This window comes from Streptomyces sp. JLBG701, assembly GCF_058544905.1.
The window spans coordinates 8,008,024-8,031,001 of sequence record NZ_CM178588.1 but is presented as its reverse complement, the minus strand read 5'-3'; the positions used below and the strand labels follow the sequence as shown (position 1 = coordinate 8,031,001).

19 protein-coding genes are annotated in these 22,978 nt (G+C 69.9%); 9 read left to right on the top strand and 10 right to left on the bottom strand.

Going from position 1 to position 22,978, the window contains the following annotated elements:
- Positions 1-10: 10 nt before the first annotated feature.
- The 3 genes from AC5DRG_RS37170 to AC5DRG_RS37160 are packed head-to-tail and all read right to left on the bottom strand — an operon-like array spanning position 11 to position 3,263.
- A complete protein-coding gene (locus AC5DRG_RS37170; RefSeq protein WP_491804078.1) occupies positions 11-781 on the bottom strand; it encodes an ABC transporter permease in 771 nt (256 codons plus the stop codon).
- Entirely contained in the window at positions 778-2,316 is a 1,539-nt protein-coding gene (locus AC5DRG_RS37165) for a DUF1349 domain-containing protein (RefSeq protein WP_491804077.1), read from the bottom strand. The genes AC5DRG_RS37170 and AC5DRG_RS37165 overlap by 4 nt, the downstream gene beginning before the upstream one ends.
- A complete protein-coding gene (locus AC5DRG_RS37160; protein ID WP_491804075.1) occupies positions 2,313-3,263 on the bottom strand; it encodes an ABC transporter ATP-binding protein in 951 nt (316 codons plus the stop codon). Before AC5DRG_RS37160 ends, AC5DRG_RS37165 begins: the two co-directional genes overlap by 4 nt.
- Before the next feature lie 171 nt (positions 3,264-3,434).
- On the opposite strand from AC5DRG_RS37160, the gene AC5DRG_RS37155 reads away from it, so the two are divergent.
- Positions 3,435-4,580 carry a sensor histidine kinase gene (locus AC5DRG_RS37155; protein ID WP_491813259.1) on the top strand — a complete coding sequence of 382 codons (1,146 nt, stop codon included), beginning with the start codon at positions 3,435-3,437 and terminating at the stop codon, positions 4,578-4,580.
- Entirely contained in the window at positions 4,577-5,236 is a 660-nt protein-coding gene (locus AC5DRG_RS37150) for a response regulator (RefSeq protein ID WP_491804074.1), read from the top strand. The genes AC5DRG_RS37155 and AC5DRG_RS37150 overlap by 4 nt, the downstream gene beginning before the upstream one ends.
- 6 nt (positions 5,237-5,242) lie before the next feature.
- Here AC5DRG_RS37150 and AC5DRG_RS37145 read toward each other — a convergent pair whose 3' ends face one another.
- On the bottom strand, positions 5,243-5,812 hold the full coding sequence (locus AC5DRG_RS37145) for a hypothetical protein (protein WP_491804073.1): 570 nt from the start codon (positions 5,810-5,812) through the stop codon (positions 5,243-5,245).
- A gap of 222 nt (positions 5,813-6,034) precedes the next feature.
- Between AC5DRG_RS37145 and AC5DRG_RS37140 the strand changes: the two genes are divergently transcribed.
- Positions 6,035-6,817: a serine protease gene (locus tag AC5DRG_RS37140; RefSeq protein ID WP_491804071.1), complete on the top strand. Its 783-nt coding sequence runs from the start codon at positions 6,035-6,037 to the stop codon at positions 6,815-6,817.
- Between the two features lie 230 nt (positions 6,818-7,047).
- On the opposite strand, the gene AC5DRG_RS37135 is transcribed toward AC5DRG_RS37140, so the two are convergent.
- The 3 genes from AC5DRG_RS37135 to AC5DRG_RS37125 form a co-directional block, all read right to left on the bottom strand.
- Positions 7,048-8,382, bottom strand: a complete 1,335-nt coding sequence (locus AC5DRG_RS37135; RefSeq protein WP_491804070.1) for a hypothetical protein — start codon at positions 8,380-8,382, stop codon at positions 7,048-7,050.
- A gap of 120 nt (positions 8,383-8,502) precedes the next feature.
- A complete protein-coding gene (locus AC5DRG_RS37130; protein ID WP_491804068.1) occupies positions 8,503-11,517 on the bottom strand; it encodes a glycoside hydrolase family 3 protein in 3,015 nt (1,004 codons plus the stop codon).
- Positions 11,518-11,567: 50 nt separating this feature from the next.
- Complete coding sequence (locus AC5DRG_RS37125) at positions 11,568-12,026, bottom strand: ATP-binding protein (protein WP_491804067.1); 459 nt, start codon at positions 12,024-12,026, stop codon at positions 11,568-11,570.
- Positions 12,027-12,138: 112 nt separating this feature from the next.
- On the opposite strand from AC5DRG_RS37125, the gene AC5DRG_RS37120 reads away from it, so the two are divergent.
- From AC5DRG_RS37120 to AC5DRG_RS37095, 6 genes are all read left to right on the top strand, one after another.
- A complete protein-coding gene (locus tag AC5DRG_RS37120) occupies positions 12,139-12,960 on the top strand; it encodes a helix-turn-helix domain-containing protein (RefSeq protein ID WP_491804066.1) in 822 nt (273 codons plus the stop codon).
- Positions 12,957-13,205, top strand: a complete 249-nt coding sequence (locus AC5DRG_RS37115; protein ID WP_491804065.1) for a DUF397 domain-containing protein — start codon at positions 12,957-12,959, stop codon at positions 13,203-13,205. The genes AC5DRG_RS37120 and AC5DRG_RS37115 overlap by 4 nt, the downstream gene beginning before the upstream one ends.
- Before the next feature lie 8 nt (positions 13,206-13,213).
- Entirely contained in the window at positions 13,214-15,994 is a 2,781-nt protein-coding gene (locus AC5DRG_RS37110) for a hypothetical protein (RefSeq protein ID WP_491804064.1), read from the top strand.
- A 106-nt stretch (positions 15,995-16,100) separates the two neighbouring features.
- Positions 16,101-17,966 carry a ricin-type beta-trefoil lectin domain protein gene (locus AC5DRG_RS37105; protein ID WP_491804062.1) on the top strand — a complete coding sequence of 622 codons (1,866 nt, stop codon included), beginning with the start codon at positions 16,101-16,103 and terminating at the stop codon, positions 17,964-17,966.
- A gap of 40 nt (positions 17,967-18,006) precedes the next feature.
- On the top strand, positions 18,007-18,516 hold the full coding sequence (locus AC5DRG_RS37100; RefSeq protein ID WP_491804060.1) for a hypothetical protein: 510 nt from the start codon (positions 18,007-18,009) through the stop codon (positions 18,514-18,516).
- Entirely contained in the window at positions 18,510-19,016 is a 507-nt protein-coding gene (locus AC5DRG_RS37095) for a hypothetical protein (protein WP_491804059.1), read from the top strand. Before AC5DRG_RS37100 ends, AC5DRG_RS37095 begins: the two co-directional genes overlap by 7 nt.
- Before the next feature lie 12 nt (positions 19,017-19,028).
- Here AC5DRG_RS37095 and cimA read toward each other — a convergent pair whose 3' ends face one another.
- The 3 genes from cimA to AC5DRG_RS37080 form a co-directional block, all read right to left on the bottom strand.
- Positions 19,029-20,633 carry a citramalate synthase gene (gene cimA / locus AC5DRG_RS37090; protein ID WP_491804058.1) on the bottom strand — a complete coding sequence of 535 codons (1,605 nt, stop codon included), beginning with the start codon at positions 20,631-20,633 and terminating at the stop codon, positions 19,029-19,031.
- Between the two features lie 296 nt (positions 20,634-20,929).
- Positions 20,930-22,108 carry a hypothetical protein gene (locus AC5DRG_RS37085; protein WP_491804057.1) on the bottom strand — a complete coding sequence of 393 codons (1,179 nt, stop codon included), beginning with the start codon at positions 22,106-22,108 and terminating at the stop codon, positions 20,930-20,932.
- Positions 22,109-22,323: 215 nt separating this feature from the next.
- Positions 22,324-22,923, bottom strand: coding sequence for a TetR/AcrR family transcriptional regulator (locus tag AC5DRG_RS37080; RefSeq protein ID WP_491804056.1), 600 nt, complete (start codon positions 22,921-22,923; stop codon positions 22,324-22,326).
- Positions 22,924-22,978 lie beyond the last annotated feature (55 nt).

The window sequence follows — 22,978 nt, the reverse complement described above, 5'->3', positions numbered from 1 at the left end:
CCGTACGCGCCTACGCGTCCCGCGTCCTGAACAGCGCCGCCCCCAGCGCCAACAGCCCCGCCGCGTAGGCCGCCAGTACCCCCAGTCCCGGCCAGGGGGCGATCGCGAGGTGGTCCAGGTCGCGGGTCGCCTGGATGGACAACGCCGCCGGCATCGGGGTCCAGCGTTCCAGGCGGGACTGCCAGGTTGGGGAGTTGATCAGATTCGCCATGAGCGGGATCACGTACAAGACCCCCAGGCCCAGCGTGATCGCTCCGGCCGTGTCTCTCAGCAGCGTGGCCAGGGACAGGCCCAGCAGGGTCACCAGGGCCAGGATCATGACCGAGCCCGCCGCCGCCCGGAGTGTCGACGGGTCCGTCAGGGACGGGAGCCCGTAGTCGGCGGGGAGGATCAGGCGGGCCAGGCCCAGGGACGTCAGCGTCGCCAACGCCCCCGCGGCCGCCGCCACCCCCGCCAACACCACCGCCTTCGACAGCAGCACCCGCCACCTCACCGGCATCGCCGTCAGCGTCGTGCGGATCGTGCCCGTGCCGTACTCCGCGCCCATCGACAGGACGCCCAGGATCAGGCACACCGACTGGCCGAGCCACACTCCCGTCAGGCTCAACTTCACCGTGTCCTCGTGGCAGCCATCGGCCGGGCGACAGACGCCGGTCGTGAGGGAGGAGACCGCCGCCGCGCCCACCGCCACCGTCAGGAACAGGGTCGCCGCCAGCAGCCACCAAGTGCTGGGCAGCGTACGGAGTTTCGTCCACTCGGCGTGCAGCCAGCACCACCTCACGCGTCCCTCCTGCGCAGGCTCCAGGCCGCCAGCAACAGGGCCGCCACCACATACACCACCAGGACCGACAGGCCGCCCCCCGGGGACAGCGGGTAACAACCCGTTTCCGGAAGGCAGTTGTGGTCCACGAAGGGGTAGTAGGTCGCCCCCTGCTGGACCGCGAACGCCGCCGCCGGTGTCACGCGCAGCAGCCATTGCCCCGCCGGGAGCGGAAGGGCGTACGCCAGGATCTGCGGGAGGGTGACCAGGACGACCACCGTCGTGATCGTGGCCGCGCTGCTGCGGAGCACCGTGCCCACGGCGAGGGCCAGCACCGCCACCAGGGAGAGCACGAGCGCGCTGCCGACCACCGCCCGTAGTGCCGGGGTCTCCAGGAGGGAGAGGTCCGGGTAGGCGGGGGGCTCGAAGCCGTTCTTGCGCAGGGTGCTCTGGGCCAGGGGGAAGGAGATGGCGGTTGCCAGCAGGCTCACCCCGAACGTCACCGTCCCCATCACCAACGTCTTCGCCGCGAGGACCCGCACACGGCCCGGCGTCGCCGTGAACGTCGTACGGATCAGGCCCCGTTTGTATTCGCTGGTCACGAAGAGGGCGCCCAACGCCACCATGAACAGGACGCCTACGAACACTCCCTGGAAGCTCATCTGGACCGTGTCGCCCCCGGTCTGGTCGGGGGCGATGTCGCCTCGGCCGGTGAGGGTGTAGACGCCGGTCCCCGAGACGTCCGTGGTACCCGGTCCCGCATCGGCCGGGGTCGGGCCGTTCGGGATCTCGCCGTTCACGTCCGTGCTCGTCCACTGCTCAGCGGACGAAGTGCCTTGCAGATCCAAGCCGTCGAACGTTGCCGTGACCAGTCCCCCACCCGCCGTCTGGCTCGTGCCGCCGAACGAACGCTGCAGGTTCTGGTGCGTGGGGGTCGCCACGAACAGGCCCACCTCCAGTGTGCGGGGCAGGTCGTCGGACAGGCGTACGTCCGCGATCTTCTTCCAGCTCCGGCCGTCGGACGACTCGTAACCCGTGAGAGTGTTACCCGTCCTCGTCAGGCGCAGCCATACCGGCGCGGTGGCCAAGTCGCTGTCGCCGCCTGCCTTGTCGTGCGTGAAGTTCCACTGCATGCGGACGCCGTGGTCCGGGGTGGACATCAGCGCCGCGTATGGCGCGCCCGGCTTCAGTCCCTCCTTCACCATCAGGCCCGCCTTCGCCCAGGGCTCCATCTCCTTCCCGTCCGCGCTCTTCAGCCCCGTCACGCGGGCCGTCAGCGTGCCGTCGCCGGTCAGTGGGCGGTGGGTGAAGTGGAAGGAGTCGGTGACGACCGTGCCGTCGGGGGCGGTTACCACGGTCGGGCCGCCACTGGTGCCGGATCCGCTCGCGCCCAGTTGGGATATCACCACCGTCACCGCGGCGGCCAGCGCCAGGACCAGCAGCCAGGCGCGGACCGTCCAGAACTTCGTCCACTCCGCTCGCACGAGACGACCGAAGGCCAAACGGTCGTGGGGCGGCTGTAGTTGGGAGCGGTACGAGGGGATCGTCGTCGTCATCGGGACACCTCGTCCGTGTCCACGTCGGCCCTCGACCCGGCTTTGAACTCCGTCGCGTCCCTGGTGAGTTCCATGTACGCCTCCTCCAACGTCGCCCGGTGCGCGCCGACTTCAGCGAAAGGGATGCGGGCCTCGCTCAGCAGCGCGACGATGCGTTCGGCCGGCAGGCCGGTGACGGTGAGGGTGTCGCGGTCGGTGACCGAGACGGTGGCACCCTCGCGGGCCAGCAGTTCCATGACCTCGGTACGGGCGGCCGTACGGAGTCTGACCCGATCGCCGGATGCCGCGGCGAGGAGTTCGGAGACCGCCGTGTCGGCGATCACGCGGCCCCGGCCGATGACCACCAAGTGGTCGGCGGTGTCCTCCAGTTCGCTCATGAGGTGGCTGGAGATCAGGATGGCCCGTCCTTCCGCGGCGAGATGGCGGAGGAGGGAGCGGATCCACTGGATGCCCTCGGGGTCCAGTCCGTTGACCGGTTCGTCCAGGAGGAGGACGGGCGGGTCGCCGAGCAACGCCGCCGCTATGCCCAGGCGTTGGCGCATGCCCAGTGAGTAGCCGCCCGCCCTGCGCCTCGCGGCCGTCTCCATGCCGACCTGTTCCAGAACCTCGTCCACCCGGCTCATCGGCAGGCCGTGCGAGTGGGCGAGCCAGCGGAGGTGGTCGCGGCCCCGGCGGCTGGGGTGCAGGGCGGCCGCGTCGAGTAGGGCGCCGACCTCCAGGAGCGGGGTGCGCAGGGCGTGGTAGCGGCGGCCGCCTACGAGGGCCTCGCCCTCGTCCGGGGCGTCGAGGCCTAGCAGGGCGCGCATGGTGGTGGACTTGCCGGCGCCGTTGGGTCCGACGAAGCCGGTGACCGTGCCGGGCTCGACCGTGAACGAGAGGCCGTCGACCGCGAGGGTCCGGCCGAACCGCTTGCGCAGGTTGCGGACTTCGATGGTTGCGTCGCTCATGCCAACGGAGGCTAGGGGCGGCGGCGCGGCACGTCGTCACGCCGGAGAGGTCCCTCCCGCGGGGGACGCTCCCCGGGCGGGGGGTCGGCACAATGGGCAGGTCGGCGAGGCAGCTCGGTGAGGCAGATCGGCGACGAGCCAGGGGGCTACGGCGGTGAGGGGGCTGCGGCGGTGAAGAAGTGGGTGCGGGTGCTGCCCGCTGTTCTCGCCGGTCTCGCCGTCGGCGAGATCATCGTCCGCGAGAGCGGCCCACACCCCGGCCCGCGCGGCGACATCGCCGCCATACTGCTGCTCGCCCTCGCCTCGACCCTGCCGCTCGCCTTCGTCCTGCAGACCAACCGGGTCACCCGGGGCGTGGCCGCCCTCGGTCTGAGCGCCGTCTGCGTGCTCGCCCTCGTGCCGTTCCGGGCGCCCACCGTGGCCGGGGTCATCGCACAGCTGACCTGCGTGTACGTGGTCGGCCGTGGCGGCTGGGCGGGGCTGTGCGGGGTGCTCGTCGTGCCGTACGTCGTGACCGCGCTGGTCAGTCACGACGAGGCCACCCGGGTGGTCGCCGTCCTCGTCGCCACGCTCGCCTCCGCCGCCGCCGCGACCGGCATCACGCATCACGTGCGCAGCACCGTCCTCGCCCACAGCGCGACCGAGCGGGCGTTCGCGGACACGCTCCTCGAACATGCCGCCCGGGGTGAACGGGCGCGTATCGCACGGGAGTTGCACGATGTCGTCGCCCACCACATCTCGATGATCGCTGTGCAGGCGGAGAACGCCCGGCTGACCACGGCCGGCCTGCCCACCGAAGGAGCCACCCGTTTCCTCGCCATCGGCGACACCGCCCGCACCGCCCTGACGGAGATGCGCCGACTGCTCGGCGTACTGCGGGAGGACGCGGACACCGGCGTCCAGCGGCGCCCCCAGCCCGGACTCGGCCAACTCCTGGAGCTGCTCGACGAGTCACGGGACGCGGCCGGTTCCGGCACCCGGCTGATCGTCAGCGGGCCGGTCGCCGCGCTCGACCCCGGCATCCAGGTCACCGCCTACCGGATCGTCCAGGAGGCGCTGACCAACGCGCGCCGGCATGCGCCGGGTGCGGCCGTGGACGTAGAACTCCGATACGGCACCGATGAGTTGGCGGTGCGGGTGCGTGACAACGGGCCCGGGACTGAATCGCCTGGATCGTCCGACTCCCCCGGGCACGGACTGCTCGGCATGCGGGAGCGCGCGGCAACTGTCGGCGGCACGCTGCACACCGGTCCCGCCCCCGGTGGCGGCTTCCTGGTCGAGGCGCTGCTCCCGGTCAAGTCGGAGGCCCTGACGTGAGTATCCGCATCGTCGTCGCCGACGACCACGAGGTGGTCCGCGCCGGTTACGCCGGACTCCTCGCCACCCAGGCCGACTTCACGGTCGTCGGCACCGCCCGCGACGGCGCCGAGGCGGTGCGCGTGTGCCGGGAGCAGCTGCCCGACGTCGTCCTCATGGACGTACGGATGCCGGTCATGGACGGGATCGAGGCGACCGCGCACCTCCAGAACGGGCCCGACGCGCCCCGCGTGCTCGTGCTCACCACCTTCGACCTGGACGAGCACGTGTACGACGCCCTCGCGGCCGGGGCCAGCGGCTTTCTGCTCAAGGACGTGACGGCGGAACGGCTCTTCGAGGCGGTACGGGTGGTCGCCGCCGGGGAGGCGCTGCTCGCGCCCGGGATCACGCGGCGGCTGATCGCCGAGTTCGCCCGGATGCGGCCGAAGGCCCCCGCCCAGGGCACTCTGGCCGTCCTCACCCCGCGCGAGACCGACGTCCTGCGGCTGCTCGCGGAGGGGCTGTCCAATCCGGAGCTCGCCGGGCGGCTGCACGTCGGCGAGGAGACGGTGAAGACGCACGTCAGCCGGATCCTGTCCAAGCTGGGGCTGCGGGATCGTACGCAGGCGGTCGTGATGGCGTACGAGACCGGGCTGGTCGTGCCAAGGGCGGGCTGACGTAGGTCAGTTCGCGCAGGCCAGGCGCACCGCGCGGCTGATGCTGTCGAACTGGGCGGCGGTGGGTACGGCCGGGGCGCGGCCCTCGCCGCGGGCGTTGCGCACGGCCACGAACAGCAGGGGTGTTCCGCGTCGTGGGAGGGGCGTCTGGCAGAAGACGTCGAGGCGGGCGTGCAGGGTGCGGGCTCGGCCGGGGAGGAGTGCGGCGCCGGGTGCGGGCAGGTCGAACACGAACAGGTTGGCGTAGCCGTCCTTCAACCCCGTGAACGTGACGCGGGACGCGGCCACCACGCGGAGGGTGACGCCGAAGTCCGGGCGGTAGCGGTGCGGCATCTCCACGTCCGTGATGCGGACGGTGGTGGCGGCGACCGGGTCGGGTGGTGGGGGCGGGGGGCGGTGGGTGAGGACGTAGCCCGCGACCGCGATGAGGACGACCAGGGATGTCGAGACGGCGGTTGCGAGCCGGGCGCGGCGTGACAGCGCCTGCCAGCGGTCCCGGAGCAGGGGTCGGTCCTCGCCCAGGATCTCGGCGGCGTCCTTGTCGTCCTCGTCGCCCCCGGCCGGTGGGGTGAGCATGGCGGAAGCGTAGGAGTGCGGGTGAGCCGACGGGTATCCGACGAACGGCCCATTCGCGACTGGCCGGATTACACCCCTTGTGTGCCGCCTCACAGCGTTCTCATAATCCAGCAACAGAATTGACCGGTCCATGCCAGCAAATGGACGGTTCTTTGGTTTGCCTTGGCATGAGCCTGACAGTTTCTGTCGTTTTCCTGTCAACCCCCCACGGAAGGCAACACGTTGAAGTCATTCCTCAAGGCGCTCAAGAGATGCGCGGTCGCCGCGGCGGCCACCCTCGCGGTCGTCAGCCTTCAGCCCGTCTCCGCCGCGCAGGCCGCTCCGCAGCCCGTCGTCGGTGGGACCCGTGCCGCGCAGGGCGAGTTCCCGTTCATGGTGCGGCTCTCCATGGGCTGTGGCGGCGCGCTCTACACCCAGCAGATCGTGCTCACCGCCGCGCACTGTGTGAGCGGTACCGGTGCCAACACCAGCATCACCGCCACCGCCGGTGTCGTGGACCTCCAGTCCACCACCGGGCGGGTCCAGGTCAAGTCCACGTACGTGTACCGGGCGCCTGGCTACAACGGCAACGGCAAGGACTGGGCGCTCATCAAGCTCGCCTCGCCGATCAACCTGCCTACGCTGAAGATCGCCACGACCACGCAGTACAACACCGGGACCTTCACCATCGCCGGGTGGGGGTCGGCCTCCGAGGGCGGGGCCCAGCAGCGGTATCTGCTCAAGGCGACCGTGCCGTTCGTCAGTGACGCGACCTGCCGGTCCTACAGCGGGTACAGCGGGCTTGTCGCCAGCGATGAGATCTGCGCCGGGTACGCGGCCGGTGGCGTCGACACCTGCCAGGGTGACTCCGGTGGTCCGATGTTCCGGCGGGACAGCGCGAACGCGTGGATCCAGGTCGGGATCGTCAGCTGGGGCATCGGGTGCGCACGGGCGAATGCGCCTGGCGTGTACTCGGAGGTCTCGACGTTCGCGTCGGCGATTGCTTCGGCTGCGGCCGGGCTCTGACGCGGGTTGTTCTGTACGACGGGTCCGGTGCCGCCGTGGCGCCGGGCCCGTGTTTTCGCCCCCGCCGCCCCTACCCGTCCCATCCCTGGGGGCTGCGCCCCCAGACCCCCCTTTCGGCCCTGAACGGGCCTCGTCCTCAAACGCCGGACGGGCTGGGTATTTCAGCCCCTCCGGCGTTTGAGGAGCGGGGGTCCAGGGGGCAGAGCCGCGGGGGCGAAGAACACAGGTCCTCAGAACCCACCGCCGAAGTCCCCACCCCCACCGAAGTCCCCTCCGCCCCCGAAGTCCCCCGAGTCGAAGTCCGCGCCCGAGACGTCGCCGCCCTCGTAGCCGCTGGAGCCGAAGTCGCCGTAGCCGGAGCCGTAGTCGGCGGCGTAGGAGGGGGTGGCCATCATGCTGCCTAGGACCGTGCCGAGGAGCAGGCCGGGCAGGATACCGCCGCCGAAGTAGCCGCCCGCCCAGGGGCCGTAGGCCGGGCCCGCGTCCCAGTACGGGCGGCGGCCGGAGGCCGTGTCCACCTCGCGGATCATCGGGTCGCGGCCGTCGGACAGCCGGGCACCGTCGGCCGCGCAGACCGGGACCTCTCGGGGCGCGCCGCCGGACGGGGTCCACATGGCGTCGGCCACGGACGGGCCGTGGCGGGGGTCGAAGAAGCAGGGGGCCCGGCGTTCGGGCAGCGGGCGGCTCTCGCGGCGGGCGGCCAGCTGGGCGAGCGAGAAACGGCCGTCCTCCAGGGCCTGAGTCACGGCCCGGACGTCCTCCGGTTTCGCCGCCTCCGCCATGTACGTCTTCGCCTTCTCGTAGGCGTCCAGCGCACGCTCGTAGTCCGCGCGCATGGCGTCGTCCGCGCCTGGCTCCGCCGGGTGGAAGTCGAGCCGGTCCAGTTCCTCGCCGAACGCGGTGATGTCCTCGTCGACGACCACCCGCAGCTTCTCCAGCGCGGCCCGCTGCTCCTCCTCGTGGCGCCGGCGGTTGCGGCGGACGAGCGTGTACACGCCGGCGCTGCCGGCCACGACGACCGCGCCGACCGTGATCAGCGCGGCGGCCGACACCCCGCCGCCGTCATCCGAGGAGCCCCAGCTGGCCGGCGCCGAGCCGCCCATTTTGGCCAGGGCGCGGTCGGTGAAGTCGGCTAGTTGGGTCCCAGTGGCCTCGCCCTCCACGCTGGTCACGAGGTTCTGCACGGCATCGCGGGGCAGGACCGAGGAGTCGGCGCCCGCGTCGAAACGGTCGCCGACACGGACCGCGTACAGGCCTGTGACGCCGGTCGCGGTGCGCAGGTTCTGGAGCAGGTCCTGCGTCGGGTAGTCCGCGGGGAGCACGGCCACGAAGAGTGCCTTGTCCGCGTCCTTGATCTTCTTCGCGAGGTCGTCGGCCTCGGCCGTCGAGAGCTGAGCGGAGGCGGCCGGGTCGACGTAGACGGGGCTCTCGCGGAGCGCTTCGGCGACGGTGGAGACGCTCGTCTCGGCGGAGGCGCGCGGGGCGCCGACCAGCAGGACCGAAGCCATGGCGAGCAGCAGCGCGGCCAGCAGTCCGGGAAGCCATCGGAATACGGCGACCTTCATACTTCGAAACTACCCGAAAGCCCACCCAATGGGTCATTGATGCTGATGAGGGAGTGGACGAGGGGTGGATCCGGTGGGAGGTGCAGGCCGCGCCAGGCACCTCCCACCGGATCCGTTGCCTCAGGCCGCCCTGTAGGCCGCCGTCAGCTTTTCCACCGCCGCACCGTACCGCCCGGTCAGCAGAAGATGATCCGCGTCGGCGAAAGGTTTCGAGACGGCCGGCGTGATGCCGGTCAGCCCGATCCGCTGCTGGACGATCAGCCGGGCCTTGGCGACGAGCGCGCCGCCCGCCTCCTCGGCACCGGTCCGCTCGGCCACCGCTGCTGCCGCCGCCAGCACCTTCAGAGTCCCGATACCCCCGTCCGGAACCTTCTTCAGTGTCGTCAGGCCCCAGCCGTACGGGAATTGCGGATCGTACGTCGCGTCTCCGACGTTGATCGGCAGCTGGGCCTCCGACTTCGGCCAGGTGACCGGGAGTTGGCCGGTGAAGGCGCGCCTGCCGTAGAGGACGTCGGCCACGCCGTCGCCCTCCGTGCCCGGCAGCCAGGACGCGACGAGGGCGTCGATGTCGCCGAGCCGGTCGCCGATGAGCTGGGGGCGCCCGGAGACGATCAGCACCGTGCACTTCATGGCCGCGCACACCTTGTCGACGGCTGCCTGGTCGGCGGCGGTCAGCTCCAGATCGCTGCCGTTGCCGACGTCGCCGACGCCCTCGGCGTACGGGGTCTCGCCGACGACCACGACGCCCACGTCGTAGCCGTCGGTCGGCGCCGACGCGTCCTTGGAGTAGGTGACGTCACCGCCGGCGTTCCGCATGCCCTCCAGGATGGTCGTGCCGGGGACGATGTCGCCGGACGAGCCCTGCCAGGTGACGGTCCAGCCGCCGGTCTGGTTGCCGATGTCGTCGGCGTTGGAACCGGCGACGTAGACCTTCTGGGACTTCTTCAGCGGCAGGACGGCGCCGGAGTTCTTCAGCAGCACCTGCGATTCGGCGGCGGCCTTGCGGGCAACGGCCCGGTGTTCGGCGGAACCGATCTCCGAGGCGCCGCTGGTGTCGGCGTACGGTTTCTCGAACAGCCCCAGTTTGAACTTCTGCGTGAGGATGCGGGATACGGCGTCGTCGACGCGCTGCTCGCTGACGCGCCCGGCCTCGACCTCGGCGATGAGCGCGGAGTGGAAGTCCTTGTAGGAGTAGGGGGCCATGACCATGTCGACGCCCGCGTTGACCGACGTACGGACGTCACTCGCGTAGTCGCCGGGTATCTGGTCGATGCCGTTCCAGTCGCTGATGACGAAGCCGTCGAAGTCCATACGGCCCTTGAGCACGCCGTTGATCATGTCGGCGCGGGCGTGCATCTTCACCGGGCCCAGGCCGTCGCCGACGATGTCGAGGGAGGAGTACGACGGCATGACCGTGCCGACTCCGCGGTCCACGGCGTCCTGGTAGGGGGCCAGATGGACGGCCTCCAACTGTTGGCGGGTGACCGTGGTGACGCCCTGGTCGATGGTGTACGAACCGGTGGTGGAGGAGCCGTACGCGGTGCCGCCGTCGCCGACGAAGTGCTTGGCGGTGGCGAGGACCTTGTCGTCGTCCTTCAAGTCCTTGCCGTTCCTTGCCCCTTGGAGGCCCTGGATGATCGTCTCCATGGACTCGACGAGGGCCGGGTCCTCACCGAAGGACTCGTACGAGCGGCCCCAGCGTTCGTCACGGGTGACACAGAGGCAGGGGGCGAAGTCCCAGGGGATGCCGGTCGATCGGACCTCGGCGGCGGTCACCGAGCCGGTGTCCTGCACGAGTTCGGGGTCCCGGGTCGCTCCGAGGCCGATGTTGTGGGGCATGACGGTGGCGCCGACCAGGTTGTTGTGGCCGTGGACGGCGTCGACGCCGTAGATCAGCGGGATCTGGAACCGCGTTGCCTGCGCCCGGAGTTGGAAGGCGTCGATCATCTTCGCCCAGGCCGCGGCGGTGTTGGGCGTCGGAGTGGAGCCGCCGCCGGAGAGCAGCGAGCCGAGGTCGTAGGCGGCTACGTCCGCCCCCTCCCCCACCGCGCCACGCTCGGCCTGGGTCATCTGACCGGCCTTCTCCGCGAGGGACATCCGGGAGAGGAGATCCGCGACGCGCTGCTTCACGGGCAACTTGCTGTTCAGATACGACAGTCCGTGCGCGTCGATGACCACCTGCGGGGTTTCCACGGGGGCCTTGGCGCCGGTCACGGTGAGCTTGAGCGGGATGCTCTCGGCGGATTCGGCGGACCGGTCCTTGAGGGTCGCGACCTTGACGGTCTGCGTGGCACCGGAGGCGGTGCCGGCCGGGAAGGTGAGGGTGCCGGAGACGGGGGTGTAGTCCTTGCCCGCCTCGGCGGTGCCGCCCGCGCTCTCGTAGGTGACGGTCACCGGGTCGTCGAGGGGGACGGAGCCGGTGGTGGCGACGGTGACCTTGACGGCGGCCGCGCCGCCCTCGTCGACCGGGTAGACGGCGGCGTCGGTCGTGACGCTCGCGCGCAGCGACTGGTCGGCCTTGCCGTACAACTCGACGTCGTCCATGGCGAATTGGCCGGGGGCGCCGACCGGGAGGGTGAGGGCGTAGCCCCACATCTGGGTCAGTCCGAGGATGTGGTCGATGCCGCCGACGGGCTGGTAGTCGGTGCGGTACGCGAAGTCCGTGAACGGGATCTCGATCTGCTTCCAGCCCGCGAAGTCGTCCACGAAGGAGGTCGTCCACAGCTCGGAGGCCTCGCCATGGGCGCCGCCGTCCTTGATCTCGAAGGCGATCCGCTTGCCGTTGTTCTGACCCTCCCACCAGAAGCGGATGCCCTGGTGGGCGGACCAGTCGTGGCCGGGTTCGGTCGCGGCGAAGTCGTGCGTGAAGCCGCCGTAGCCGCTGATGTCGTAGGTGCCGGTGAGGACCTTCTCGCCCTCGGGGGCGTCGGTCCGGCCGGTCAGCTGGAGTGCGGGCGGGTCGTCGCTGTCGCTGCCCCAGGTGAAGATGCCCTCGGCGGGCTGACTCGCGAAAGGCACCTCACCCTCGAAGCGGTCGACGGGGACGGGCGCGGGATCGTCGGCGGCCTGGGCGGACACCAGTGGGAGCAACGCCGCCAGCAGTGTGGCGGAGGCGAGCAGGGCGGTTCTTCGCATGGAACTTCCCCCTTGGCTCTCGGACTTGGCTCTCGAATTCCACAAGTGACTTACCTCACGCCGTGAGTTAACTGGTGGCTCACAGGGCCGTCAAGACACCCGGCAACCCCGAACTCACACCACACGACTTTTCCCGGATCCCGTTCCCGCACGCCCCACTTGTCGGCCAGCGCGGCCACGAGCAGCAGCCCGCGCCCGTGTTCGTCGTCCGACGCCGACGCCGGCTCCGGAGTTCTGAGTTCGCCCGGGCCGCTGTCATGCACCTCGACGAGGAGGACTCCGTCGGCGGCGAGGGTGAGGCTGAGACGAAAGCAGCGGTTCGGCGGGACGCCGTACAGGAGGGCGTTGGTGGCGAGTTCACTCACGCAGAGCAGAACGTCGTCGCCGCGCTCTGTCAGCCCCCACTCGGTGAGGGTGGTGCGGGTGAGGTCTCGGGCCGCGCGGACCGACCTGCGGTCGCGGGGGTAGAGGGCGGTGCGGGTGCGGAGGGGTTGGGGTGGGGCGTTCATGGGGCGACTGTCACAGGGAGTCACTAGTGTGGGGCAGTGGGTGAGGTCGTAGTTCTGATTACTACGACCTCACTACGAGGAGTTGCGGCGTGGACGGGGGAAAGGGAACGCCATGCACACGGCCAAGAAGCCCAGGAAGGTCAGTTCGTGGCGCGCGGTGGGGGCGCTGGTGGCGCACTTCCGGAAGCGGGCCCGGTTGACCCAGGAGCAGTTCGCCGAGATGGCGAGCATCAGCGTGGATACGGTGGGGTCGATCGAGCAGGGGAGGATGGCGCTTCAACCGGATCGGGCGGATCAGTTCGATCAACTGCTGGGGACCGGTGGGGCGTTGGGCATCCTGGTGGCCGAGATGCCTGTGCGGGAGAAGGTGGTGCAGTTCGCGCAGGGGTTGGTGGATCACGAGCAGGAGGCAGTGGGGATCCTGTCGTACCAGAGCCTGGCGATTCCTGGACTGCTCCAGACCCGCGACTACTGCCGCGCCGTCTTCGACTACCGGTACCCGGCCATCGGCAGCGAGACGGCCGAGCAGTGGGTGAACGCCCGCATGGAGCGGCAGTTGGTCCTGGATCGGGAGCGGCCTCCCGTATGCCACTTCATCATGGAGGAGAGCATCCTGCGGCGGGAGGTCGGCGGTTCGGAGGTGATGCGGGGGCAGTTCCGCCAGATTCTGGAGTACACCGAGCCCGTCCACATGAGCTTTCAGATCATGCCGATGGATCGGGCACCGCATGCCGGTCTCGATGGGCCCATGGTGCTGCTGGAGACGCCCGAACACGAGCGCCTGGCTTACCTGGAAGTCCAGCGCGTCAGCTTCCTTGTCGACGATCCCGACGAGGTCAGCGACTATCACCACAAGTATGGAATGCTGCGGTCACAGGCCCTCTCGCCCGACGAGAGCGTGCGTTACTTGCACGGATTGCTAGGAGACCGATGAGCACCGCACTTCAGTGGTTCAAGTCCAGCTACAGCGGCAGCGAGGGCGGCGACTGCATCGAGGTCGCTCACAGTTGGCGCAAGTCCAGCCACAGCGGCAGCCAGGGCGGCGACTGCGTCGAGGTCGCCACCCACCCCGCCGCGATCCACATCCGTGACTCCAAGAACACCGGCCCCATCTTCACTGTCGCCCCCGGCACTTGGACCGCGTTCCTCGCGCTCGCGCGGCAGGGCGAGCGCGACTAGGGGAGTAAATGGCCGACGGGGGATACGAGTGGGCTGACGGGGAGCAGGGCGCCTACCGGCGGGCCGTCCTGATCTGCCTCACGGACGACCGGCCGCGTGAACTGCTGGAGCGGCGGCCCACCGTCACCCCGGCCGCTGTGGTGGAGGCGATGTGCGCGGCCCCGTACGTCGACCGGCTGGTGGAGACGCCTCCCCGGTCTCTTCCGCACCGCCTGCATCACTGGATCTGCCGGGTAAACGGGCCCTACCGCTGGGTGATGCCGACGTCTGAGTCGCTGCCTGCGCTACGGGAGTCCGAGAACTACCAAGTCTGGCAAGGAGGAGCGGGCTGCGGCTTCCTGGTGATCATGTTCAGCATGCTCTTCGCTGCCTCGTGGGTTCCGGAGGTGGCCGCCGTCGCGCTCTGCCTGATCGTCGGTGTCCCGTTGCTTTCCCGGGCCCGGCGGATCCTGCGCACCCTGCCGGACCGGGCTCCACGACCGAATCCGCGCTCCGCGATCCGCATCACCCTGCTGGCCTGCCTCGCGTTCCCGCTGTGGTTCCTGGAGCAGGTGATCGCCGCACGCTGGATCAGCGAGTTGCAGCGCCGTGGGCTCGCCGAGGAGGTCGCGCGGGCCGTCGAGGAGTTGCTCGGCGACGATCGCGGCACCCTCCTGGTGACCAGCAGCCACGAAGGGCTGCGCTCCCCGCGGCAGATCTCGTACTTCGTGAAGAACGGCTCCGCAGACGAACTGCAGCGGAGAATGGCCCAGTTGGAGGGCGGCACCATAGCCCTGAGCGGGCCGCGCGGAGTGGGCAAGACGACGCTCATGGAAAACTGCGTGCGCCCTGGAGACTTCTCCGTCTTCGCGCACGCTCCCGCGACCTACGCCCCGCACGACTTCCTGATCTCGCTGTTCGTCCTCGTGTGCCAGACCTACGTCACGAGAGCGGGCCACGCCGCTCCGGATTTCGTACGGCTGTCGTACCTCCGCAGAACCGCCCGTCTGATGTCCCGGCCGCTCCGGCGCCTGGCACAGTGGCTCGCCCTCGCACTGCCTGCCGCCGTGCTCGTCGGCCTCGGCGTGTTCGCCGCCGGACGTTCCCTGGAGGAGGAGCACGCGCCCTGGCTGCGACGCCATCTCGCCTCCCTGCGGGACGAGGTCGCCTCCTTCGTCTCCGATGTCGTCGAGGGCCGGGCGCCGGAGGCCGCAGTGACACTCGCGGTCGCCGGGATCCTGTTGTGGCGTTGGCGCCCCTATCCGTCGCTGTCCCGTCAACTGAAGCGTGGCGCCGACAGCTTGAGGAGCATGGCCAACTTCGGCCTCGGCCTCGGCCTGGCCATCTCGCTCTTCGAGGACTCCGACCTGGGCAAGTCCATCGGCGCCCTGGTCAACCCCTGGGCGATCGCGACGGCCCTGGCCTGGTTGACGTGCTTCGTCCTGTACGCCGGCACCTCGCCGAGCGACGAAGTCCGCGTCCTGGGACGGTCGGTGACGAAGAGGCGGCTCTTCGGCCCGCCCGCCCTGGTGCTCTTGCTCGCGCTCCTCACAGAGGTCGCCGTCGACGGATCCACCCGGCCTCTACTGACCGACGACGATCACCCGGCCCGCATCCTCGCGGTCTTGCTCGCCTGGCTGCTCAGCACCCTCGTCAGCCAACCGTGGTCGTTCCTGCGGCCCACCCCGCAGCTCGTCGTCGCCTGCCGCGACCACCTCTACCGCCTCCAGACCGTCCAGAGTTCCAGCGCCGCCCTCACCTCCGGCGCTTCCCAGGTCCTCACTCTCGGCACCTCGCACACCAGCGCACTGACCACCGTGCCACCGAACTACCCTGTCCTGGTCGCCGAGTTCAGAGGGCTGCTCACCCGAATCGCCCTCGACGAGCACAGCCACGATCACCGCGTTGTGATCGTCATCGACGAACTCGACCGCCTCGGCACGGACTCCCAGGCCCTTGCCTTCCTCGGCGAGATCAAGGCGATCCTCGGGGTGTCGCACGTGCACTACCTCGTCTCCGTCGCGGAAGACGTGGGTGCCGCCTTCGTGCGGCGCGGGCTGCCGCACCGCGACGTTACGGACAGTTCCCTGGACGACGTCGTCCACGTACGGCCGTGCACGCTCCCCGAGTCGACGCGGATCCTGGCGAAGCGGGCACCGGGCATGGGTGACGCCTACGTCCTGCTCGCCCACGCCCTCTCCGGCGGCATCCCACGCGACCTGATCCGCTACGGTCGCCGACTGGTCGAGATCAAGTCGGTCACCTCCCAGGCCGAACTGCCGGACGTGTCGGCCCTGTTGATCGTCGAGGAGCTGTACGAGACGCTGGCCGGGTTCCGGACCCTCCTGGCCAAGCAGCAGTGGCACGAGGGGGATCCCGACGTCCTGGGGCTCTTCCGGAGCGTCACCCGGCAGCTGCGGGCCGCCTGTCCCTGCCCGGAGCCGATGAACGAACTGCGTCTGGCGCTGGCGCGGCTGGCGGCGCCGGAGACGGCCGGTCTGACGGAGGAGTCACGTCAGCTCGTGGACGAGGCCGCCGCCTACGTCTACCTCTCCCTCACCCTGCTCGACGTGTTCGGCCGCCCCGACTTCAACCGGCGCCTGGCCGAGGCCCGTTCCCCGGACGGCGATCCCGACCTGCTCGCCGAGGCCCGCCAGGAGCTGTCGCTCTCGCCGTACACCGCGCGTCCCGTCATCGACGCGATCCGGCGCGCCTGGCAGTTGGACCCGGTGTCCGCGCAGGGGCCGCAACCGACGGCCGTGATCCCGTCACCGCGCGGCGCCTCGTGCAGCTTGCATCACCGCAACTGACCCACAAACACCCGCACTTGGCCTAGACCTGACCCCTCCCCTCTGGTTCACTCACGACTTAGCTCACGCCGTGAGTTAACGTCTCGTCAGGAAGGGTGACGAACCCATGAGGAGAACCCCCCGCGCGATCCGGCTGCTGCTGGCCGGACTGCTCTCCACGGCCGGTATCACCGCGGCCACCGTCCCCGCACAGGCCGCCGGTGAACAGGTCACCGCGTATCTGACCACCACCGACGACAGCGCCGGACGCCATGTCGTTCGCGGGCTCCAGGCACAGACGCCGTTTGCCTTCCAGGCCAATGCCGGTGGCAGCGGTGAGAACATCACCGTCGACGAGAACACCCGCTATCAGACCTTCACCGGCGGCGGAGCGTCCTTCACGGACACCGCGGCCTGGCTGATGAACAGCAGTGGGGCGCTGTCGGCGGCGACGCGGAACGCGACCATGACGAAGCTGTTCTCGCAGACGGACGGGATCGGGCTGTCGTTCCTGCGCAATCCGATGGGCGCGTCGGATCTGGCGCGGTACGGGTACTCGTACGACGACGTGGCGGCCGGGCAGACCGACCCGAACCTGGCCGCGTTCTCCATCGCGCACGACCTCGCCGACGTCGTCCCGCTGACCAAGCAGGCCCTCCAGCTCAACCCGTCCCTCACCGTCATGGCCTCGCCGTGGACGGCGCCTGCCTGGATGAAGGACAGCGGCTCGCTCAACGGCGGCTGGCTGAAGTCGGAGTACTACGGGGCGTACGCCTCGTACTTCGTCAAGTACCTTCAGGCGTACCGGGATCAGGGTGTGCCGGTGTCGTACGTGACGGCACAGAACGAGCCGACCTGCTGCTCGGGCTACCCGTCGATGAGCTGGAACGCCTCCGGCCTTGCCTACTTCACCAAGAGTGAGTTGCTGCCGAAGCTCCAAGCGGCCGGCCTGTCCACCAAAGTCCTCGCCCACGACTGGAACTGGGACGTCTACGACTCCTACGCCGCCCAGACGGTCGACGACTCGGCCGTCCGCTCGCACCCCAACTTCGGCGGCATCGCCTGGCACGGCTACGGCGGTGACGTCGCCAAGCAGACCTCCGTGCACAACCAGTACCCGACGCTGGACGCGTTCGGCACCGAGCACTCGGGCGGCACCTGGATCGCCAACCAGCAGCGCGAGGACATGAACAACATCATCGACTACACCCGGAACTGGGCGAAGTCGGTGACCAAGTGGTCGCTGGCCGTGGACCAGAACATGGGCCCGCACAACGGCGGCTGCGGCACCTGCACCGGGCTGATCACCGTGCACAACGGGGACGGGGCGAGCGGGACCGTCGACTACACGGTCGAGTACTACACGATGGGGCACCTGACCAAGTTCGTACGGCCGGGCGCCCAGCGGATCGCCTCCACGGCGTCCACCAACGTGCCCAACGTGGCGTGGCGCAACCCGGACGGCAGCAAGGCGCTGATCGCCTACAACGACGCGTCGACCGCGAAGACCGTCACCATCAACTGGGGTGGCCAGCACGCGACTTACTCCCTCCCCGGCAAGACATCCGCCACGTTCACCTGGTCGGGGACACAGGCCGGGGGCGGCAGCCAGACCGGCGCCTTCGTCGGACTCGCGAGCAAGTGCCTTGACGTGGCCGGGGGTTCGACCACCAACAACACGGCCGTGCAGCTCTACGACTGCAACGGGTCGACCGCGCAGCAGTGGACCGTGCAGACCGACGGGACGGTGCGGGCGCTCGGCAAGTGCCTTGACGTGACGTCGGCTTCGACGGCGGACGGGGCGAAGGTGCAGTTGTACGACTGCAATGGAACCGCCGCGCAACAGTGGTCGTACAACTCGGCCACCGGTGATGTCGTGAATACGGCGGCCAACAAGTGCCTGGATGTCACGGGCAATTCATCGGCGAACGGGGCGCGGGCGCAGATCTGGACGTGCACGGGGGCCGCCAACCAGAAGTGGCATCTGCAGTAAGCAGGGCGGCTCGTGTCCCGCCCTCGACGGGGGGCGGGACATGAAACGTGTCGTAGTGGCGGTTGTGGGTGCGGTCGGGGGGTGTCTGCTGCTCGGCGGGTGCAGCCCGGCAGACCTGTCGCTCGCGGCCGTCCGGCTGGACAGGAACGGCACACCGGTCGCCACGGTGCGGCTGTGCGACGGTGACCACGGCTCCCGGGCGCAACTGAGCAGTTGGCCCACCGGGAACGCGGGCGCCAGCGAGCCGGTCGACCAGCAGACCGGCTGGCGGCCGGATTTCAGCGCGAAGGTCGAGGTCTCCACGGCTACCTTCCCGCTCTTCTCGCCGCCCACCGCCTGGCACACGGAGGCGACCGGGCAGCAGCGGCTGCAGCCCGACCGCACCTACGCCCTCGACGTCACCGGCCCCCGCTCCGGCTGGTCCCCGTACGACATCGTGGTCTATTTCACCACCACCGACCTGAACCGCCTGAAACCCGGCCAGGTCTGGGCCGACAGCCGTGCGATGAGCCAGGACGCCTTCGCCGACCTCGTGGACGACGCGTGCTGACGCGGGCGCGGGCTCGACGGAGGGCGGCGGCGGTCGCGGGTGTGGTGGCGGGGTGTCTGCTGCTGAGCGGGTGCGGGGGGTTGGATCTGCCGCTGGCGGCGGTACGCCTGGATACGAGCGGCGAGCCGCAGGCGGTCCTACGGCCGTGCGGCGACGATCTGATCCAGGGGCTCGCGCTGACGGGGGCTCCGGCCGATACGGACTCCGACCGGAACTTCTCGGGCTGGTATGTGCCGGGCAAGCGGCAGGGCGCCGACGCCGAGTTCCCGCTCTTCTCACCGCCGTCCGCCTGGCGGGCCCGACCCGAGGGACAACAGCGGCTGATGTCGAACTACACGTACGAACTCGCTTTCGGCAAGGCCGAGTTCAACTACGAGTACACCGGCCGCGTCACGTTCCGCGCAGCCGATCTCACCGCCCTGAAGCCCGGCCAGGTCTGGGCCGACGACCGGGCGATGAGCCTCGGCGAGTTCGAGAAGCTCGCCGAGGACTCCTGCTGAACCACCCGAGACCTAGTTGGCAGGTTCTACGCCCGCCCGCAGCAACCCATACGTGTAAGCGTCCTCCAGCGCCTGCCAGCTCGCCGCGATGACGTTCTCCGCGACGCCCACCGTCGACCACTCCCCCGCCCCGTCGGACGTGGAGATCAGGACGCGGGTCGTGGACTGGGTGCCATGCTTGCCCTCCAGGATGCGGACCTTGTAGTCGACGAGGTCGAGCTTGGCCAGCTGGGGGTAGATCTTTTCCAGGGCGACGCGGAGGGCTCGGTCCAGGGCGTTGACCGGGCCGTTGCCCTCCGCCGTGGCGACGATGCGCTCGCCCTTGGCGTAGAGCTTGACCGTGGCCTCGTTGGCGTGGGTGCCATCGGGGCGGTCCTCGACGATGGCTCGCCAGGACTCGACCTCGAAGTACTTGCGGGCCCTGCCCTCGACCTCGGCCCGGAGCAGCAGCTCGAAGCTCGCGTCCGCCGCCTCGTACGTGTAGCCCTGGAGCTCGCGCTCCTTGACCCGCTCGACGACGCGGCCGACCAGCGCGCGGTCGTCGCCGAGGTCGACGCCCAGTTCCTTGCCCTTGAGCTCGATCGACGCGCGGCCGGCCATGTCGGAGACCAGCATGCGCATGGTGTTGCCGACCTGCTCGGGGTCGATGTGCTGGTACAGGTCGGGGTCGACCTTGATCGCGGAGGCGTGCAGGCCGGCCTTGTGGGCGAAGGCCGAGACGCCGACGTAGGGCTGGTGGGTCGAGGGGGTCAGGTTGACCACCTCGGCGATGGCGTGCGAGATCCGCGTCATCTCGCGGAGCTTGCCCTCGGGCAGCACCTTCTTGCCGTACTTCAGCTCCAGGGCGGCCACCACCGGGAACAGGTTGGCGTTGCCGACGCGCTCGCCGTAGCCGTTCGCCGTGCACTGGACGTGGGTCGCGCCCGCGTCGACCGCGGCGAGGGAGTTGGCGACCGCGCAGCCCGTGTCGTCCTGGGCGTGCATGCCGAGGCGGGCGCCGGTGTCGGCGAGAACTGTCGCCACGACGGCCTGGACCTGCGCGGGCAGCATGCCGCCGTTGGTGTCGCAGAGGATCACGACGGAGGCGCCGGCCTCGGACGCCGTACGCACGACGGCCTTCGCGTACTCGGGGTTCGCCCGGTAGCCGTCGAAGAAGTGCTCGCAGTCGACGAAGACGCGGCGACCCTGGCCGGTCAGGTACTCGACGGTGTCCCGCACCATCTCCAGGTTCTCGTCGAGCGTCGTGCGCAGCGCCAGCTCGACGTGGCGGTCGTGGGACTTCGCGACCAGCGTGATCACCTGGGCGCCCGAGTCCAGGAGTGCCTTGACCTGCGGGTCCTCCGCCGCCTTCGCACCGGCCCGCCGCGTGGCGCCGAAGGCCACCAGCTCGGCGTGCTTGAAGTCGATCTCCTGCCGGGCGCGGGCGAAGAACTCGGTGTCGCGCGGGTTGGCACCGGGCCAGCCGCCCTCGATGAAGCCCACGCCGAAGTCGTCCAGGTGCCGTGCGATGGCCAGCTTGTCCGCCACCGTGAGGTTGATGCCCTCACGCTGCGCGCCGTCGCGCAGGGTCGTGTCGAAGACGTGGAACGAATCGTCGAGTTCGCTGGGTTCCGTCATGGTGTCAAGGCTCCTGTGTTGGATCTCGGTCTTTTACCGGAATGACCGGCTCCACCGTTCCCCAATGATCCCTCGCGCTGCGCTCCCGGCTGAAGGTGGGCCAGAAATGCGAAAAACCTCTCGCGGGTGCGAGAGGTCTGCGCGCGGGTCGAGGACGACGATGGCCGCCCGTACCTGGTCGTACGTGGCGGTCACTGCGGACCGGCGCGCCTGCTGCCAATAATCATGGCGAACGAGAGCACGGGGGCAGTCTGGCACAACCCCGCCCCCGTGCTCAGGGGTGTCTCAGGATCCGGTCATCCGGTCACCGGGAAGTGGCGGACGAAGACATCGGTCGTGCCGTTGGTGTCGTCCGGCACCAGGTCGGCCGCCCACGAGTCGAAGGCGACCGCCGTGCCGTCCCGGTTGACGGCCGCGTTGCCCGCCCAGGAGTCGTTCCGGCCGCCCGCCAGGTCGGCGCTCACGAGCGATGTCGTACAAGTGGCCAGGTCGGTCAGCCACACGCTCGCCGGATCGGACTGGTCGCCGAGCCTGCCGGACTCGTAGGCGACATGGATCCCGTCGGCGCTCAGCGAGGCCCCGTACGTGTAGTACGCGGAGCCCTTCCCCTTGATCAGCTTCGTGCGGCCCGTGTCGAGGTCGCGCACGAAGACGTTGGCGCTGCCGTTGGTGTCGCCGGGCGCCAGGTTGGGGGCGTAGGAGTCGAAGGCGACGGTGCGGCCGTCGGCGCTGATCGACGGGCCGGTGGACTCGCGGTTGGCCTCTCCTCCGCCGCGCGCAACCGACGCCTTCTCCAGCGCGCCGGTCTCCATGTCACGGACGTAGATGTCGCTGTAGTTGGCCGGGCCGCCCGGGTGCGGAATCGTGTACTGGTACGCGATGTGGCGGCCGTCCTCGCTGATCGAGGGCCGGCCCGCGGCGCGCGAGCCGTCCTCGGAGGGCTGGCTGACCGGCGCGATCGAGCCGTCGTAGACGCGGTAGCGGTAGACGCGCGACTGCTCCACGTGGTCGGGCGTGGAGGGCAGGGTCGCCACGAACGCGACCCACTGGCAGTCGAAGCTGATCGCCGGCTCACCCACCGACGTGAACTGCACGCCCTGGTAGCTCCGCGGAATCGCGCCGATCTTGCCGACGCTGCGGTTGCGCAGGAAGATCTGCGGCTCGTGGTCGTCGCGGGGTGTGGTGGTCAGGTTGGCGGCCTCCGAGACGAAGGCGACGAAACGGCCGTTGGCGCAGCCCGTCGGGTCGTACGAGCGGCCGTCGCCCATGCCGTCGCCCGGGAGCGCGTCGTAGCTGACCGCGTGGATCCCCGCCGGATCGCTGTAGTACACGTCGGACAGGCCGTTGGTGTCCCCGCTGTGCACGGCCGCGTTCGTGGTGAACACGAAGCCCCGGTCCGTGGCGGACGGCCCGAACGACGCGTCGGCCAGCTGGCCGCCGTTCGCGTCGACGCTGATGCGCTCGGTGTACGGCACGTCCTCCGCGTACGACGGGACAGCCGTCGCGGCGACGAGCGCGGCGCTTAACAGGGACCCCGCGAGAACCCTTCGCATGACTTTCTTCGATACGGACAAGGCGCATCCCCCGTTGGACACTTCTCCCCCGGCCCGGTGCCAGGGGCACACGAGGATGCAAGCTCATCGCTCGACACGGGGCAATAGGTCGTATTACGTACAACCCGGACGAATGATCAGGCGTCCGGGAGGAGCCCCTCGTCCACGAACTCCCGTACATGGCCGAGAACCTGCGCCCGGTCCGTGCCCAGCAGCCCGACCGCGACATGAATGGAGAAGCCGTCGAGCAGGGCGCGCAGCCGGGTCGCGAAACGGTCGGGGTCGACCCGGCGGAACTCGCCCCGTGACACGCCCTCCGCGATCAGTGCCACCAGGTCGCGGTGCCACATGCCCTCGATGGCGGCCTGGCGGTCGCGGGCGTCGTCGTCGGCGTTCTGCGAGCGGTTCCAGACCTCCAGCCAGAGGGTCCAGTACGGGTCGCGATGGCCGTCGGGGACATACAGGTCGACGTACGCGTCGAGGCGTTCGCGGACCGTGCCGCGCCCCGCGAGCAGCCGGCCGCGCTCGACGCCGAGGCGGCTCTCGCTCCACTCCAGGGTCTGGAGCAGCAGCTCGTCCTTGGAGTGGAAGTAGTAGAGGAGATGACCGCTGCTCATACCGACCTCGCGGCCGAGGGCCGCCATGGTGAGCTTCTCCAGACCGCGCTCGGCGATCATGCCCATGGCGGCGACGAGGACGTCCTCGCGGGGCCGGGCGTTCTTCCGCGCACCGGCCATCCGTGCTCCCGGACCTCTAGCGACTTCCGAATGTTCTAGCGACTTCTAGATCTTC

Bases quoted from the DNA above. Each gene is read 5' to 3' on its own strand.
- AC5DRG_RS37165 (WP_491804077.1), bottom strand. From the start codon at position 2,316: ATGACGACGACGATCCCCTCGTACCGCTCCCAACTACAGCCGCCCCAC.
- AC5DRG_RS37160 (WP_491804075.1), bottom strand. From the start codon at position 3,263: ATGAGCGACGCAACCATCGAAGTCCGCAACCTGCGCAAGCGGTTCGGC.
- AC5DRG_RS37145 (WP_491804073.1), bottom strand. From the start codon at position 5,812: ATGCTCACCCCACCGGCCGGGGGCGACGAGGACGACAAGGACGCCGCC.
- AC5DRG_RS37135 (WP_491804070.1), bottom strand. From the start codon at position 8,382: ATGAAGGTCGCCGTATTCCGATGGCTTCCCGGACTGCTGGCCGCGCTG.
- AC5DRG_RS37130 (WP_491804068.1), bottom strand. From the start codon at position 11,517: ATGCGAAGAACCGCCCTGCTCGCCTCCGCCACACTGCTGGCGGCGTTG.
- AC5DRG_RS37125 (WP_491804067.1), bottom strand. From the start codon at position 12,026: ATGAACGCCCCACCCCAACCCCTCCGCACCCGCACCGCCCTCTACCCC.
- AC5DRG_RS37120 (WP_491804066.1), top strand. From the start codon at position 12,139: ATGCACACGGCCAAGAAGCCCAGGAAGGTCAGTTCGTGGCGCGCGGTG.
- AC5DRG_RS37115 (WP_491804065.1), top strand. From the start codon at position 12,957: ATGAGCACCGCACTTCAGTGGTTCAAGTCCAGCTACAGCGGCAGCGAG.
- AC5DRG_RS37110 (WP_491804064.1), top strand. From the start codon at position 13,214: ATGGCCGACGGGGGATACGAGTGGGCTGACGGGGAGCAGGGCGCCTAC.
- AC5DRG_RS37105 (WP_491804062.1), top strand. From the start codon at position 16,101: ATGAGGAGAACCCCCCGCGCGATCCGGCTGCTGCTGGCCGGACTGCTC.
- AC5DRG_RS37100 (WP_491804060.1), top strand. From the start codon at position 18,007: ATGAAACGTGTCGTAGTGGCGGTTGTGGGTGCGGTCGGGGGGTGTCTG.
- cimA (WP_491804058.1), bottom strand. From the start codon at position 20,633: ATGACGGAACCCAGCGAACTCGACGATTCGTTCCACGTCTTCGACACG.
- AC5DRG_RS37080 (WP_491804056.1), bottom strand. From the start codon at position 22,923: ATGGCCGGTGCGCGGAAGAACGCCCGGCCCCGCGAGGACGTCCTCGTC.